At 59.8% G+C, this 15,087-nt stretch carries 12 protein-coding genes and 1 pseudogene; all 13 read left to right on the top strand.

What is annotated here, in order from left to right; all coding sequences use genetic code 11:
* Positions 1-6: 6 nt before the first annotated feature.
* The 13 genes and pseudogenes from ACFO9Q_RS03565 to galU all read left to right on the top strand — a co-directional run bounded on the left by ACFO9Q_RS03565 (position 7) and on the right by galU (position 15,086).
* The gene (locus tag ACFO9Q_RS03565; protein ID WP_379178754.1) at positions 7-1,482 is read left to right on the top strand and encodes a flippase; all 1,476 of its coding nucleotides are present in this window, start codon (positions 7-9) and stop codon (positions 1,480-1,482) included.
* Positions 1,479-2,771, top strand: coding sequence for a polysaccharide pyruvyl transferase family protein (locus tag ACFO9Q_RS03570; protein WP_379178756.1), 1,293 nt, complete (start codon positions 1,479-1,481; stop codon positions 2,769-2,771). The genes ACFO9Q_RS03565 and ACFO9Q_RS03570 overlap by 4 nt, the downstream gene beginning before the upstream one ends.
* Positions 2,768-3,934: a glycosyltransferase family 1 protein gene (locus ACFO9Q_RS03575; RefSeq protein ID WP_379178758.1), complete on the top strand. Its 1,167-nt coding sequence runs from the start codon at positions 2,768-2,770 to the stop codon at positions 3,932-3,934. Before ACFO9Q_RS03570 ends, ACFO9Q_RS03575 begins: the two co-directional genes overlap by 4 nt.
* The gene (locus ACFO9Q_RS03580; protein WP_379178760.1) at positions 3,924-5,432 is read left to right on the top strand and encodes a hypothetical protein; all 1,509 of its coding nucleotides are present in this window, start codon (positions 3,924-3,926) and stop codon (positions 5,430-5,432) included. Before ACFO9Q_RS03575 ends, ACFO9Q_RS03580 begins: the two co-directional genes overlap by 11 nt.
* 484 nt (positions 5,433-5,916) lie before the next feature.
* Positions 5,917-6,873 (top strand): acyltransferase, encoded by a 957-nt coding sequence (locus ACFO9Q_RS03585; protein WP_379178763.1) that lies wholly within the window; start codon positions 5,917-5,919, stop codon positions 6,871-6,873.
* 52 nt (positions 6,874-6,925) lie between these two features.
* Entirely contained in the window at positions 6,926-8,176 is a 1,251-nt protein-coding gene (locus ACFO9Q_RS03590) for a glycosyltransferase (RefSeq protein ID WP_379178765.1), read from the top strand.
* Complete coding sequence (locus ACFO9Q_RS03595) at positions 8,173-9,219, top strand: NAD-dependent epimerase (protein ID WP_379178767.1); 1,047 nt, start codon at positions 8,173-8,175, stop codon at positions 9,217-9,219. The genes ACFO9Q_RS03590 and ACFO9Q_RS03595 overlap by 4 nt, the downstream gene beginning before the upstream one ends.
* Positions 9,220-9,263: 44 nt before the next feature.
* A pseudogene (locus ACFO9Q_RS03600) lies at positions 9,264-10,313 on the top strand (glycosyltransferase family 4 protein); the annotation flags it as partial.
* Positions 10,314-10,397: 84 nt separating this feature from the next.
* Complete coding sequence (locus ACFO9Q_RS03605) at positions 10,398-11,006, top strand: sugar transferase (protein WP_379179164.1); 609 nt, start codon at positions 10,398-10,400, stop codon at positions 11,004-11,006.
* Between the two features lie 78 nt (positions 11,007-11,084).
* The gene (locus ACFO9Q_RS03610) at positions 11,085-11,246 is read left to right on the top strand and encodes a hypothetical protein (RefSeq protein ID WP_379178769.1); all 162 of its coding nucleotides are present in this window, start codon (positions 11,085-11,087) and stop codon (positions 11,244-11,246) included.
* A gap of 2 nt (positions 11,247-11,248) precedes the next feature.
* On the top strand, positions 11,249-11,887 hold the full coding sequence (locus ACFO9Q_RS03615; RefSeq protein WP_379178771.1) for an acetyltransferase: 639 nt from the start codon (positions 11,249-11,251) through the stop codon (positions 11,885-11,887).
* A gap of 1,143 nt (positions 11,888-13,030) precedes the next feature.
* Positions 13,031-14,197 carry a DegT/DnrJ/EryC1/StrS family aminotransferase gene (locus ACFO9Q_RS03620; protein ID WP_379178773.1) on the top strand — a complete coding sequence of 389 codons (1,167 nt, stop codon included), beginning with the start codon at positions 13,031-13,033 and terminating at the stop codon, positions 14,195-14,197.
* Positions 14,184-15,086: a UTP--glucose-1-phosphate uridylyltransferase GalU gene (gene galU, locus ACFO9Q_RS03625; protein WP_379178775.1), complete on the top strand. Its 903-nt coding sequence runs from the start codon at positions 14,184-14,186 to the stop codon at positions 15,084-15,086. Before ACFO9Q_RS03620 ends, galU begins: the two co-directional genes overlap by 14 nt.
* The last annotated feature ends 1 nt before the right edge of the window (position 15,087 follow it).

Here is a 15,087-nt window from a genome sequence, read left to right on the forward strand (position 1 = left end):
TTATTCATGAGAGAAGTATCATCAGAAAAAAATCAAGCAGCAGGGCTCGAAGGGGCTGCAGGTGCTGCAAGCTTAGCTGGTAACATCGCAGCGGGGGCAAGCGCGGCAGCAGCAGCCGCGGCTGAAGCAAGTACGACAGCTGCTTCCCCTCCTGGCGCTCGCTCCGGACTGAGTAAGCGGCTGGCTAGAGGAGGGAGTATCTCCTTCCTTATCAACTCGGCCGGCATGGGGCTGGCCATGGTGCTCCAGATCGTGCTAGCCAGAATGCTGGGAGCAGCAGGCTACGGGATCTATGCCTTCGTCACGACGGTAGTCACGTTCATGACCTTCCCGGTGAAGCTGGGCTTCGATACAGCCATTCTGCGGTTGACGTCGGCTTATCGGGTGAACGGCCAATGGCCGCTCGTGAAGGGCTTGCTGCAGCGAAGCAACCAGATCTCGCTGGCGCTGTCTCTAACCGCATTAGCAGGTGGACTCCTCTATCTGTACGGGTTCGGAGATGAAGGCTGGACCGTACGCAATGTGACTTATGCCGTCGGATTCGCAACCATTCCGCTGCTGACGCTTGCGACTCTGCGTCAGAGCGCGCTTCAAGCGCTGAAGGATGTACTGTTCGCACAGATGCCGGAGAAGATTCTCCGTCCTGTGCTGACAATCGGCTTCCTGGTGGGAGCGGTCGCGATGGGGTGGAAGGCAGATGCCGGAGTCGCTATGATCTGCTTCGCCCTCGCCGTCATCGTCTCGTACGTGGTAGGAGCATTCGTGCTGAGCCGCCGTCTTCGCCCTCATACGGCTGGCATCGAGCCTGCCTATGAGACAAGAAGCTGGCTGAAGCTGTCGAACTCGCTCATGCTGAACGCCGGGATGTATCTCGTGCTAGGTCAGCTGAACGTGCTCATGATGGGAATCTTCGTAGGAGAGACCGAATCTGGTATCTTCTCAGCCGCCGTTAGGCTGGCGACGTTAGTATCCTTCATGCTGACGGCGATCAACATGACGGCCTCGCCGCTCATCTCGGAATCCTATGCCAAGCATGACTTCAGGACGCTTCAGCAAGTGTGTACTTCATCGGGCCGAGCAGGCTTCGCCTTCGCCGCTGTCGTGTTCCTGTACTTCGTCTTCCTCGGGAAGTGGACGCTTGGCCTGTTCGGCGCAGACTTCACCGCTGCCTACCCGGCTCTGCTAATCCTGGCCTTCGGTCAGCTGTTCAGCGCCTTCTGCGGACAGAGCGGCACGGTGGCGACGATGACTGGCAGGCAGAATGTGCTGACGAAGGTGCTAGCTGTCGCAGCGGTGATGAATGCGGCGCTTAACTTCCTGCTCATCCCGTGGCTGGGCATGACCGGCGGCGCACTGGCAGCCACGATCGCCATCCTGTTCTGGAAGACAGCCACCGTCTATCTCGTCCTGCAGAAGCCCGGGGTGCAGACGCTGGCCTTGGCACCAATACCGCAACGAAGAGGAGAGAACACGTCACAATGAGAAAAGTATTGCTCGCTGGTGTTCCCCAGTCTCCCAACTTAGGGGACGGACTGATCGCCCATACGATAAATCAATTAATCTCCATGCAAGGCAAGCATGAGGTCGTACACTTCGACCTGCTGCATGGCCTATGGGAGGACGAGCAGATGCATCAGCCGCTCGCCGCAGTATCTGGCGGAAGTGCTGCTGGGGCATTTGCAGCTGCGGCGGTGAAGCCGGCAGCTCAAGCGAGGCTGAACGAAGCCGGCACGCGCAAGAAGATGACGCCGGACGCGCTGCGCCGGCTGAAGGCTTACTGGCTTCACCGGCGCAAGGATCCGGTGATGAACGAGCAGCTTCGCCGCGCGGTCAGCGAAGCCGATGCCGTGTACATCGGCGGCGGACATCTGCTGATCGACACCTATTGGACGTTCCCGCTGGCGGTTCGCCGCGTAGCGATGGAAGCGAAGCGGCAGGGCAAGCCGCTTCATCTGCTGCTCGTCGGCGCCCGCGGACCTTGGAGCAGGCAAGCACAGTGGTGGCTGCTCGAGGTATGCCGCATAGCCGCCACGATCGCCGTCCGCGACGAGGATTCGAAGAAGTTCCTGCTCCAGCTCGATCCGAAGCTGGCGAGCAAGACCGTCGCGTTGGCTGATCCGGCGCTGTATACGCCGGAGGCCTTCAATCTGGCGATTGAGCCGGAGGGTCCGGCGGAGATTGAACTGTCTCCAGCTGAGCGCGTAATGGCATCGGGCACTGGCGCGGTTCGTCAGCGGGTCATAGGCCTTGGCATTATGGACCCGAATGAGATGAACCGCCACTGCGAGCATCGCTGGGAACGAGAGGATTGCGCGCAGTGGTGGAGCGACGCAGCTCAGGCGATTGTGTCGTCTGGGAGTACGGTTAGGATTTTCACCAATGGGGCTGGTACCGATAATGCCTTCGTCGAGCAGTATGTGAAGCCGCTCTGCAAGGGTAACCCTGCCATCGAGCTGATGCCTTATCCGGCAACGGTTCACCAGCTGGTGAATTCGATTGCGGGCTGTGATGCGGTCATCGCTCAGCGGCTGCATGCGTGCATGCCTGCTCTATCTATGAACAAGCCGACGTACGGCGTCATCTGGGACAAGAAGCTCGAGAGCATCTTCACCGACATCGGCCTCGGCAGCCATCTCATTGACTTCCGTGTTCCCGCTGAGCAGGCAGTCTTGGCTGCGGCGACGACGATCTCTCGTCCGGAAGCATACGTGAAGGCGATGAAGCGGAAGAAGCAGGAGCTGTTGGAGCATATGGGGAGAATTCTGCCATGAATGGATTCGGGACGAAGCTGAAGAAGAAGAAGATTCTGCATGTCGTTGGCCGGATGCATCCTGGCGGCATCGAGACCCTCCTCATGAATGTATATCGCAATATCGACCGCGATCGGTACGAATTCCACTTCGCGGTTCAGTCCGCGGAACCGTCGTTCTACGATGATGAGATTCGCGCGCTTGGCGGCACGATCTTCGTCCAGCCTCCGCCGAAGAAGGGCATTCGCTCCTTCAAGCGCGAGCTGATGGCGAACATGAAGAAGCATGGCCCGTACGACGCGGTGCACAGTCATGTGTTCGGCTTCAGCGGATACATCTTGAAGCTGGCTGAGGAGCTGGACGTGCCTGTGCGTATCTCGCACAGTCACAATACGCATGACAGCAAGAGCGGCGGCCTCCTGCGCCGCATGTACCGCAAGTACATGAGAGGGCTAATTCGCAGCCACTCCACCATGATGCTCGGCTGCTCACGCGAGGCTTGCGAGTCGTTGTTCGGCGAGGATTGCTGGCATGACAAGCGAGTGAATGTGTTCCCCAACGCGATCTCGCTTGAACCATACGCATCTCTGCCGGAAGATCGGACGGAGCTGCGCCGCAGGCTGGGCGCCTCGGATGATGAGCTGCTGATCGGCCATATCGGCCGCTTCAGCGCGCAGAAGAATCACGACCTGCTGCTCGATTCCTTCGCTCAGTTCAGCAGGAAGCATCCGCAGGCTCGGCTGCTGCTCGTCGGCGACGGACCGCTTCGCGCGGCGATGGAGCACAAGGCGAAGGAGCTCGGCGTTGCCCAGCAGGTGTCCTTCCTCGGCCTGCGCAAGGACATTCCCGAGCTGCTCGGTGCGCTGGACGGCTTCGTCCTTCCTTCGCTGTATGAAGGGCTCGGCATTGTGCTCATTGAAGCGCAGGCTGCCGGTGTACCTTGCCTTGTCTCAGATGTTGTTCCATCCGAAGCCGATCTGGAGCTGGGGCTCGTCGACCGGTTGACGCTGAACGCCTCGCCTGAGCGCTGGGCCGAAGCGCTGGCCGTTGTCTCCTCGGGTCATGAGGACGAGACGCGTGCTCGCCGTCGCATTGATTGGTCGCTGCGCGCCAGAGCGCTCGGTGACCGCGGCTATGACATTCGCGGAAGCGCGGCGAAGCTGGAGCGATTGTATGGAGGGTAGAGGAACGCAGGGGAGCAGCGGTGCTGGCGGTAACAGCGGCAACGACGGCTTTGGCGGCCGGGCACTTCGGCCGGGCATGGCGGGCCAGCTGGGCGCTGGTGGGCAAGCACGGACGCAGCCAGGCATGACCGGCCGGTTGGGCGGTACAGGTGCCCAGTTCCCGGAGCCAGTGCTCGGACCAGAGGGTCACACACCTTCTGCTCCTAAGTTGAACAACAGTATGCGTACCCTGCTGCTTCTCGTGTACGCACTCATCCTGCCGCTCACTGCTCGCTGGGTGTTCGCACTGGATGAGAGACTAGCCTTAGTCATCTACTTCGCCTTGCTGCTGCCGTTGTTCTTCTTGTTCAGGTGGCCGAATGCGCCAGGGATGCTTATGGCCGGATTCTTGACTATGCTGATAGGCAAACTCTCCTATGCAGTTACCGTTAATCCGCTCAATGGTCCCGACGAGACGCATTATTACGAGCAGGTGGTGTCGTTTGAGAGGCTGTCGCAATTTTTGCCTTATGCGATGGAGCATTTTCAGACGCAGTGGGCGAATATCTCGGCTTATCCCGTGTTCGGGATGCTGTACATGCCGTTCTACAAGTGGCTGGAGATTGAGGACCCGCTGGCGATTACCTTGCTCAACACGGTGCTGCTCATCCTGGTCGTGAATCGGACGTATCGGCTTAATGAGAAGTACTTCGGATATACGCTGCCAGACAGTGATAAGTCGAGACATCTGTTCTATGTGGTTGCCGTGTTCGGACTGCTCGTCAGCCCCTGCATGATGTTCATGTCCTCGCTGTTCGCGAAGGATGTGTTCTGCGTCCTGCTCGGCTTGTACGGAGCAACCTTGCTGCTGGAGCGGCGGTGGATCTTATTCCTACTAGTGCTCGCCTACTCGACGGGCCTGCGGGATTACGCGCTCGTGTACACCTTCGGATTCTACTTCCTGTATGCCGGCAAGCTTAAGACGTCGATTGGGGTGCTAGGCGCCGCGGCGCTGCTTATCGTCTGGCAGATCGGCCCGCTCGGAATGATTAATGCAGGCATGCTGTCGGTATTCCTATTCATGTCACCCAACCCGATGAATCCCGGCAACTGGGAGCCGAAGACGCTGCTGCGGACGATTGAAGCGGTGTATATGACGGTAGTGCTGATGCTGTCGGTCTACCAATTCGTCAAGTACAAGGAGACGAGGCGGTTCTATCTCATCGCGGCCATCATGCTGTTCACCTACGCTTGCGCGCTCGTCTTGGTCGGGTACGTTACGGTTACGGGGCGGGATCTGGAGTATGGCGTAGGCACAATCGGAGACAACATGGTTCGCAAAAAACTACCCGTCATCCCGCTGCTCTACACCATCAGCGCCTACACACTCGTCTGGTGCTTCAAGCCGTTCATGGTAAAACGTCAGAAGATTGCGACGACTCCGCATGGCGTAGACGGCGAGTTGGTGGAGGGGACGGGCGGAACGGCGAGTGGGGCTGCTGCCAGCAGTCTCCGCTGAGGCGGGGACGGCATGCAAGCCCCGGTAAGCGGGGCGGCCCGCCAGCTTGAAGCGAGTTAGGTGCATTTTTGCACCTAAATGAGCTCGCCGACGTGTGGTGGAGGCGAAATAGGTGCATTTTGCACCTAAATGGGCTCGCCGACGAGTGGATGGAGCGAAACTGGTGCATTTTTGCACCTAAATGAGATCGCCAGCGTGTAGATGGAGCGAAACTGGTGCATTTTTGCACCTAAATGGTCTAGCCGACGTGTGGAGGGAGCGAAACTGGTGCATTTTTGCACCTAAATGGACTCGCCAGCGTTTGGGTGGAGCGAATCTGGTGCATTTTTGCACCTATATGGTCTAGCAGACGTGTGGAGGGAGCGAATCTGGTGCATTTTTGCACCTAATTGTGCCCGTCAGCGAGTGGTTGGAGCGGCGGCAGGTAACTGGAGAAGTAATTGGTTGTTCATAATTAAGAGTTACGGAGGAGGAAGCACCCAGCATGCGCGGACGTGATCTATTCAGCAAGTTCCAGATTCCGCTTCGGCTCATGGAGGTCGTGTTCGGATTAATGCCGCGGCCGCTGCTGAAGTGGCTGTGGGCGCTCAGTGACGGCCTGCCGGATATCGTCGGAATCGCCTTCCGCTACGGTATTCTGAGACGGCTCGCTGCGAGATGCGGGAACAACGTCTTGGTTGGGCGGTCGGTTGAGCTGCGGTATCCAGAGCGGCTGACGATAGGCTCCAATGTGAGTATTCATAAGCAATGTTACTTGGATGCGTACGGAGGCATGACGATTGAGGATGATGTGTCGATTGCGCATCAATCATCACTCATCTCGTTCCAGCACACTTGGAGCGATGAGTCACTGCCGATTCGCGACAATCCGGTAACCAGCGCTCCCATCCGCATCGGGAGGGACGTATGGATCGGGTGCGGCGTTCGGGTGATGGCCGGGGTCGATATCGGCCAGCGTTCCGTCGTCGCCGCCGGCGCAGTCGTTACGAAGTCGGTCACTCCCGGCAGCATAGCGGCTGGAGTTCCCGCCCGCGTCGTGAAGCGAATTGCCGGAACCGCCGGCAGCCCGGGCCGTGGCCAAGCTCCCGCTGGAGTTGCCGCGAGCCGGGCACCGGTGGGAGCACCTGGTGCAACCGGCTTGCAAGCAGCCGGTCCCGGCCGTGGCCAAGCTCCGACTGGAGCTGCCGCGAGTCGTTCGCCGGTGGGAGCACCTGGTGCAACCGGCCCGCAAGCAGGTGGTCCCGGCCGCGGTCAAGCCGCGGCTGGAGGCGCCGCGAGCCGCTCGGCAGCGGCAGCTGGCACCGCCGGCCCGCAAGCCCCGGCCGTCAGCGGCACAGCCGCCAGCCGCACCGCGGCGAGCTCGGCCGCCGGCGCCACGCCGCAGCAACAGGCCGGCAATGTCGTGAACCTTCACCCATCGGAGGGGAAGGCGACCAGCTAACTCATTACATGTACTTATATGGAATTTCATCTCATGAAGGAGGGTATTGATCATGCACGTGCTATGGGCGCACGACCATACATTTTATTTCAACGAGTCGGGCAAGTTCTTCTCCGGAGGCAAGCTTCCGTACGCGGTATGGGAGAGGTACCTCGGGGTATTCGACTCCTTAACCGTCGCGTGCCGCGGCAAGCGGACGTCACTGGACGCGGACATGACAGGCAAGACGCTGTCGAGCGGACCGAACGTGGACTTCGTAGTCCTGCCGTCGCTGAGTAATCCCGTTAATATGCTTACTAAGAAAGGCTACGTAGAGCAGCTTCTCACCGAAGCCATCTCCAAAGCCGATGCCGTCATTGCCCGCGTACCGAGCGAGATCGGCGCCGAGGCAATCCGTGTAGCTCGCCAACTAGGCAAGCCTTACGCGGTGGAAGTCGTGGCCTGCGCATGGGACGGACTCTGGAACTACGGCAACGTGCAGGGCAAGCTGTACGCTCCGTTCGCTCTGAACCAGACGCGTAACCTGGTTCGCACCGCTCCTTACGCACTGTACGTAACGGAGCAATTCCTGCAGCAGCGCTATCCTTGCCCTGACGGCAGCCTAAGCTCCTGCTCCAATGTGGAGATTCCGGAGGCCGGTGCGGATGTACTAGCTCGCCGTCTGGAGCGAATCTCCTCTCTGACCGAGCCGGGCAAGACGCTGAACCTAGGCCTCATCGGCTCGCTGAACGGGCGGACGAAGGGCATCGACATCGCGCTCAAGGCGATTGCGAAGGTGCGTCAGGATCTGCCGTCCTTCAAGTTCCGCGTGCTCGGTGACGGTAACCAAGACCGCTGGAAGCAGATGGCGGCGAATCTAGGCATCGGCGCCGAGGTGTCCTTCGAAGGCGTGCTGCCTAGCGGCGGAGCGGTATTCGAATGGCTGGACAGCATCGATCTATACCTGCAGCCAAGCTATCAGGAAGGCCTGCCCCGCGCGACGATCGAGGCAATGAGCCGTGCTTGTCCGGTACTGGGCTCAACAGCAGGCGGCATTCCTGAGCTGATCAGCGAGAGCTGTCTGCACCGTCCAGGTCAGGTTAGCGTGCTGGCCGACCAGATTCGACGCAGCGCAGCCGGCATCGAGCGCGAGCAGTGGATGAAGGAGCAGGCGGAGCGCAACTATAACCGCTCGCACAACTATACGAAGCCTCGGCTCGATGCGAAGCGGCAAGCGTTCTGGCGGTCGTTCCGCGACTATGTCCAGACCGAAGCAGGCAAGACCAGTCCGAACTATACACGTGAAGGAGTAGAGGCGCTATGACAATCCTAGTTACCGGTGCAGCCGGGTTCATCGGTTATCACCTCAGTGAACGACTCTTGAAGGAGGGGCAGCGCGTTATCGGGATCGACAACTTCAATGACTACTACGAAGTCCAGTTGAAAAGAGATCGCTTCGCCAAGCTAACCGCCAATCCAGCCTTCATAGGTGCCGAGCTGGATGTCTCGAACTACGACGACGTGATTAATATTATACGCCGTGAAGGAATCACGAAGGTCGTCCATCTGGCGGCTCAAGCGGGCGTTCGCTACAGCTTGACGAATCCTTTTGCCTACCTGCAGACGAACTTGACCGGCTTCGGCAATGTGCTGGAAGCGTGCCGTCAGGCTGGTATCGAGCATCTGCTCTATGCATCATCAAGCTCCGTCTACGGCGCGAACGTAACGATGCCGTTCTCGGTGCATGACAACGTGGACCACCCGGTCTCCCTCTACGCGGCAACGAAGAAGGCGAATGAGCTGATGGCGCACACATATAGCCATTTGTATGGCTTGCCTACGACGGGGCTGCGGTTTTTCACCGTGTATGGGCCTTGGGGGCGTCCGGATATGGCCTACTTCGGCTTCACGCGCAAGATTGAGGCAGGGCAGCCGATCGACGTGTTCAACGAGGGCAAGATGCTGCGCGACTTCACCTACATCGACGACATTGTGGAAGGCATCTACCGGCTGATCGACCATGTGCCGCAGGCTGATCCGCAGTGGAATCGCGAGACGCCGGACCCGGCGACCAGCTACGCGCCTTACAAGGTGTTCAATATCGGGAACAACGAGCCGGTTGAGCTGATGACGTTCATCAAGACGATTGAGGACAAGCTCGGCATAGAAGCGAAGAAGGTGTTCAAGCCGATGCAGGCTGGCGATGTGCAAGCCACGTATGCGGATATCGATGATCTGACCCGTGAGGTCGGCTTCCGTCCGACGACGTCGATTGAAGAGGGGATAGGCAAGTTCGTGGATTGGTACCGCAGCTATTATGGACAAGCAGCTGCCGTGAGAGAGCCGGCTAAGGCGGTCGCACAATGAAGAAGGTAGCCCATATCTGTACCTCTGGCATCAGCCACCGAATTATGGGCGACAAGCTGCGGCTGCTCCACCAGAGCGGCTGCGAAGTGACCTTCATCTCCTCCAGCGAGGGGACGAGCGAGGAGCTATTGCAGGCGTACCCTTTCCGCTGGCTGATTGTGCCCATGGAGCGGACGGTTAAGCCAGTGGCGGATCTTCGCTCCATCTGGGCTATGTACAAGCTGCTGCGCCGCGAGCGCTTCGATATCGTGCACACGCACACCGCGAAGGCCGGTCTGATCGGCCGCATTGCCGCTAAGCTGGCTCGGGTGAAGGTCGTGATGCATACGAGCCATGGGCTCCCTTTCTACGAGGGGCAGTCGAAGAAGGCCTATACCGTGTACAGGCTGCTGGAGAAGTTAGGAGCTGTATTCTGTGATGCGCTAGCCTCGCAAAATGCCGAAGACGCCAAGGTGCTTCAGCACCTCGCGCCCTGGCAGCCGGTGTATACCGAGGGGAACGGCGTGGATATGGATCGGCTGGACCGGCTGGCCGCTCAAGTGACGCAGATTCAGCTGACTGGAATGAAGCAGGAATACGTCATTGATCCGAATCGGGGCGTGCTGTTCATGGCCGCTCGATTCGAGCCGGTGAAGGACCATCATCTGCTGCTGGATGCGCTCGTGAAGGTGAAGCGTCAGCATGGCGCCCTCGATTGGGTAACGGTGCTGGCTGGCAGCGGTCCGCTGGAGGATGAGATTCAGGAGCGTGTGCTGCGTGAAGGACTGGCTGCCGATGTCGTCTGCGTCGGACAGCAGAAGTCGATCGTGCCGTGGCTCGTCATGGCAGATGCCGCCATCCTAAGCTCGGAGAAGGAAGGCATTCCGCGCTCGCTCATGGAAGCGATGGCGCTCGGCAAGCCGGTCATCGCGACGGATGTGCTTGGAACGCGGGAGCTGGTGGCGCATGGCGAGACTGGCGTGCTTGTTCCTTACCGAGATGCTGGACGGCTGGCAGATGCGCTCGGCGGGCTGATGGCCCTGCCGGATGAACTCCGCAGGATGGGTGAGGCCGGACGCCGGCGTGTGGAAGCAGAATTCACGGAAGCTCGTGTCGTGGAGCGGCTGGGCCGCATGTACCGTGAGACGGAGCGCCGGGTGACGCGGGAGCGCAGGGTGTCTTGGCAGTTGAATGGGTTAGTGAAAAGACTGTTCGACCTCGCCGTCTGCGTACCCGCCGCACTGTTGTTGCTGCCGCTGTATGCGGGGCTTAGCTTGTTCGTGCGAGTGAAGCTGGGCACGCCGGTGTTGTTCAACCAGCAGCGTCCCGGCCGGTATGGCAAGCCGTTCTACGTGCACAAGTATCGCACGATGACGGACGGGGTGGACCGGCATGGCAATCCGCTGCCGGATGAGGTTCGGCTGACGACTGCAGGCAAGCTGCTGCGCAAGCTGAGCTTGGACGAGCTGCCGCAGCTGTGGAACGTCATTCGCGGGGATATGAGCCTCGTCGGACCAAGGCCGCTGCTGATGGAGTATCTGCCGCTGTACACCGAGGAGCAGGCTTGCCGCCATGATGTGCGGCCTGGCATTACCGGCTGGGCTCAAGTGAACGGCCGCAACGCGGTGTCTTGGGAAGAGAAGTTCCGCCTCGATGTGGAGTATGTAGAGAGACAATCATTCTGGTTCGACCTGCGCATCCTGGCGCTGACGGCTGTTAAGGTGCTGAAGCGCGACGGCATCGCCGCCGAAGGCCAGGCCACGGTTCATAAGTTCACAGGCAATAGAGAGATGGGGAGTGCATCATGAGTGGGTTGGATGGCTTCGGGTATCAGCCGAAGGCCGCTGGAGATGACGGCTTAGGCGGCGGTGCTGCGGGCAGTGGGGATGGCTGCGATAAGGCAGGCAGCGGCCGTCGTGATGCTGCTGCTAACGAGCGAAGCATGGGAGACGGAGCAGCGCTTAAGCATGGAGTTGGCCCGAGTGGCAGCAACGGCAGCGGCAGGGAGCTCCTCACCGGGCACTCTGCAGGCGACAGCCATCCGCTAGATATGCCGCTGCGCAGGCCCCTCATTGTCATTGGAGTCGGCGGCCACGGCCGAGTCCTGATGGACATCGTCCGTGTACGCCCTGACTTCCGCTTGGCGGCGGTCGTCGATGACCGATTCACCGAGCCCGAGCTTCGCGGCGGGCTGCTGTACGGTCCTATCTCCACCGTGCCATCGCTGCTGCTGGACGAGCCGGATGCCGAGCTGGTTATCGGCATCGGTGACAACCGCATCCGCCGCCAGATTGCGGAGCGGCTTGGTCTAGCGGACGAGCAGTATGCTGCGCTCGTCCATCCCGGCGCGTACGTGTCCTCGGACGCGCAGCTAGGGGCAGGCGCCGTGGTCATGCCCGGCGCCGTGATCGGCCCGGGCGCCGTGGTTGGCGCCCATGCCATCGTGAACTCCGGCGCCGTCGTCGAGCACGACGCCGTCGTCGGTGACTTCGCGCACGTCTCGCCGAACGCTACGCTGGCGGGCGGCGCGGTAGTAGAGGAAGGCGCCCACGTAGGCAGCGGCGCCGTCCTCATCCCGGGCGTGCGCCTCGGCCGCTGGTCCGTCCTCGGCGCAGGCGGCACCGCCATCCGCGATCTGCCTGACGGCATCACCGCCGTCGGCGTCCCCGCGGTGGCGCTGGCCCGCTGACGCAGAGGCTGGAGCAGGTGCTCGCGCTCGTGCAGGTGCTGTTGCACTAACGGGCCCAACGCCCGTTGCAGCACCCAAGCTAACTGGCATTTGCTGCTGTAAGAGTCCTGACGACCCTTACAGCACCCAAACTAACTAAAACTAAGTGCTGTAAGGGTCCTAACGACCCTTACAGCACCCAAACTAACCGAAACTGAGTGCTGTAAGAGTCCTAACGACCCTTACAGCACCCAAACTAACCAAAACTGAGTGCTGTAAGGGTCCTAACGACCCTTACAGCACCCAAACTAACCAAGACTGAGTGCTGTAAGGGTCCTAACGACCCTTACAGCGCCCAAACTAACCAAAACTGAGCGCTGTAAGGGTCCTAACGACCCTTACAGCAGCCCAACTAACCAAAACTGACTGCTCCAGCGGACTTAACAATCGCTGAAATACCTGAAACATAAAAATAGAGGTGAAAAATACCTCTATTTGCCTAAAGTAGCTAGTTTGAAACGAGATAGAGGTAAAAAGTACCTCTATTTGCCCAAAGTAGCTAGTTTGAAACGTGATAGAGGTAAAAAGTACCTCTATTTGCCCTAAGTAGTTAGTTTAAAGCGCAATAGAGGTAAAAAGTACCTCTATTTGCCCATAGTAGTTAGTTTGAAGCGCAATAGAGGTAAAAGGTACCTCTAATTACTTGAAGTAGCTAGCTAAGACGGTGGAAGCAAAGGGTGAGCACCAAAGTCAAAGTGGAGCGCTATAAGGTACGTAAGCATTTAGTTAATGCCCGGCCATTGTGCGACAAGCACCTGGCTCGAGACCTATATGCTCCAACCTACGGCCGGAAGGCGCCCCGGCCCTTCGCGCCCCAAGCGCGGCGCTCTTCGCGCCGGAAGGCGCCCCGGCCCTTCGCGCCCCAAGCGCGGCGCCCTTCGCGCCGGAAGGCGCCCAGCCCTTCGCGCCCCAAGCGCGGCGCTCTCCGCGCCGGAAGGCGCCCCAGCCCTTCGCGCCTCAAGCGCGGCGCCCTTCGCGCCTCAAGCGCGGCGCCCTTCGCGCCTCAAGCGCGGCGCCCTTCGCGCCGCAAGGCGCCAGGCCTTTCGCGCCCCAAGCGCGGGCTGCGCAGCACACACAACAACACAAGGAGGCTCGTGAGCCGCTATGAGTAAACGCATCTACCTCTCCCCCCCACACCTGGGGGAGAACGAACAATCCTTCGTCGCCGAAGCCTTCGCGACGAACTGGATCGCTCCGCTCGGCCCGAACGTCGACGAGTTCGAGCGTGAGCTCGCCGAGTACGTCGGCGCAAGAGGCGCCGTCGCGCTCAGCTCCGGCACAGCCGCGCTCCACATGGCGCTGCGCCTGCTCGGCGTCGGCCAAGGCGACCGCGTCTTCGTCTCGACGCTGACCTTCATCGCCAGCGTCAACCCGATTCTGTACCAAGGCGGCACGCCCGTCTTCATCGACTCCGATGAAGAGACGTGGAACATGTCGCCGAAGGCGCTGCACCGCGCGCTCGAGGATGCCCGCCGCAGCAACACGCTGCCGAAGGCCGTCATCGTCGTGAACCTGTACGGGCAGAGCGCCGACATGGAGCCTCTCGTGCAGCTGTGCGACAGCTACGGCGTGCCGATTGTCGAGGACGCAGCCGAGTCGCTCGGCGCCACCTATAACAACAAGATGAGCGGTGCCATTGGCAAGCTGGGCATCTACTCCTTCAACGGCAACAAGATCATTACAACCTCAGGAGGCGGCATGCTCGTCTCCGATGACATAGCCTTATTGGCGAAGGCGCGCTTCTGGGCGACCCAAGCCCGCGACACGGCCCTGCATTACGAGCACAGCGAGCTCGGCTACAACTACCGGATGAGCAACGTGCTCGCCGGCATCGGCCGCGGACAGCTTCAAGTCCTTAACTCAAGAGTCGACGCCCGCAGACGAGTCTTCGACACCTACGCATCCGCCTTCGCCCCAATCGAAGGCATGACCATGATGCCGGAGGCGGCATACGGCCGCTCCACCAGATGGCTCACCGCCCTAACAATGAACCCGCATATGACGGGAACGACGCCGGCGGAGCTTATCCACCAGCTGTCCGCAGAGAACATTGAGGCGCGTCCGGTCTGGAAGCCGATGCATCTGCAGCCGCTGCTTCGCTCTTATGAGTACTACACGCATGAGGAGCAGTACAGCGTATCGGACAAGCTTTTTGCCCACGGCATCTGCCTGCCTTCCGGCTCCTCCCTAGAGGCCGCCGAGCAGGATCGCGTCATCGACATTGCTCTACATCACTTGAATTCCAGGAGGTTGTCCCATGAAAGTGCGTAAAGCGATCATCCCAGCCGCAGGCCTTGGTACCCGGTTCCTGCCCGCAACGAAGGCCCAGCCGAAGGAAATGCTGCCTATCGTAGACAAGCCAACGATTCAATACATCATTGAAGAAGCGATTGCCTCCGGCATCGAGGACATTCTCATTATCAGCGGCCGCGGCAAGCGGGCGATTGAGGATCACTTCGACAAGTCCTTCGAGCTCGAAGAGACGCTCGCGCAGAAGGGCAAGCACAAGGAGCTTGAGCAGATCCGCAGCATCTCCGACATGGCCAACATCCACTATATTCGGCAGAAAGAGCCCAAAGGCCTCGGTCACGCCATCTGGTGTGCACGCAGCTTCGTCGGCAATGAGCCATTCGCTGTCCTGCTCGGCGATGATATCGTGCAATCCAAGGAGCCTTGCCTGAAGCAGCTCATCAAGGTTCACACGCGGTACTCCTCATCCGTTGTTGGTGTGCAGCATGTCAGCGACGATGATGTGTCCAAGTACGGGATTATCGCGCCGCGCGGCTCATCCATCGAGCCATCCGTGTTCTTCTTGGACGGACTCGTGGAGAAGCCTGCACGCAAGGCTGCCCCTTCCAACTATGCGATCATGGGGCGTTACGTCCTGACGCCGGAGATCTTCGACATTCTGGAGAATCAAGCTCCAGGCGCTGGCGGCGAGATTCAATTGACCGATGCGATTAAGAAGCTGAACGACCTGCGCAACGTGCTCGCCTACAACTTCGAAGGCACGCGGTACGACGTAGGGGACAAGTTCGGATTCGTGAAGGCTACGCTTGATTTTGCACTTCAGCGTGAAGATCTGCAGGCCGATGTCCTGAACTACATTCAGAGTGTATACGAGCAGCATATTCCAGTTCTAGCGAAGGTGGCGAAGTAAG

It is taken from the genome of Paenibacillus sp. GCM10023252 (assembly GCF_042653305.1).
In the GTDB taxonomy this organism is placed as follows: domain Bacteria; phylum Bacillota; class Bacilli; order Paenibacillales; family Paenibacillaceae; genus Pristimantibacillus.

Bases quoted from the DNA above. Each gene is read 5' to 3' on its own strand.
- ACFO9Q_RS03575 (WP_379178758.1), top strand. From the start codon at position 2,768: ATGAATGGATTCGGGACGAAGCTGAAGAAGAAGAAGATTCTGCATGTC.
- ACFO9Q_RS03565 (WP_379178754.1), top strand. From the start codon at position 7: ATGAGAGAAGTATCATCAGAAAAAAATCAAGCAGCAGGGCTCGAAGGG.
- ACFO9Q_RS03570 (WP_379178756.1), top strand. From the start codon at position 1,479: ATGAGAAAAGTATTGCTCGCTGGTGTTCCCCAGTCTCCCAACTTAGGG.
- ACFO9Q_RS03620 (WP_379178773.1), top strand. From the start codon at position 13,031: ATGAGTAAACGCATCTACCTCTCCCCCCCACACCTGGGGGAGAACGAA.
- ACFO9Q_RS03590 (WP_379178765.1), top strand. From the start codon at position 6,926: ATGCACGTGCTATGGGCGCACGACCATACATTTTATTTCAACGAGTCG.
- ACFO9Q_RS03580 (WP_379178760.1), top strand. From the start codon at position 3,924: ATGGAGGGTAGAGGAACGCAGGGGAGCAGCGGTGCTGGCGGTAACAGC.
- ACFO9Q_RS03595 (WP_379178767.1), top strand. From the start codon at position 8,173: ATGACAATCCTAGTTACCGGTGCAGCCGGGTTCATCGGTTATCACCTC.
- ACFO9Q_RS03615 (WP_379178771.1), top strand. From the start codon at position 11,249: ATGCCGCTGCGCAGGCCCCTCATTGTCATTGGAGTCGGCGGCCACGGC.
- galU (WP_379178775.1), top strand. From the start codon at position 14,184: ATGAAAGTGCGTAAAGCGATCATCCCAGCCGCAGGCCTTGGTACCCGG.
- ACFO9Q_RS03585 (WP_379178763.1), top strand. From the start codon at position 5,917: ATGCGCGGACGTGATCTATTCAGCAAGTTCCAGATTCCGCTTCGGCTC.
- ACFO9Q_RS03610 (WP_379178769.1), top strand. From the start codon at position 11,085: ATGGCTGCGATAAGGCAGGCAGCGGCCGTCGTGATGCTGCTGCTAACG.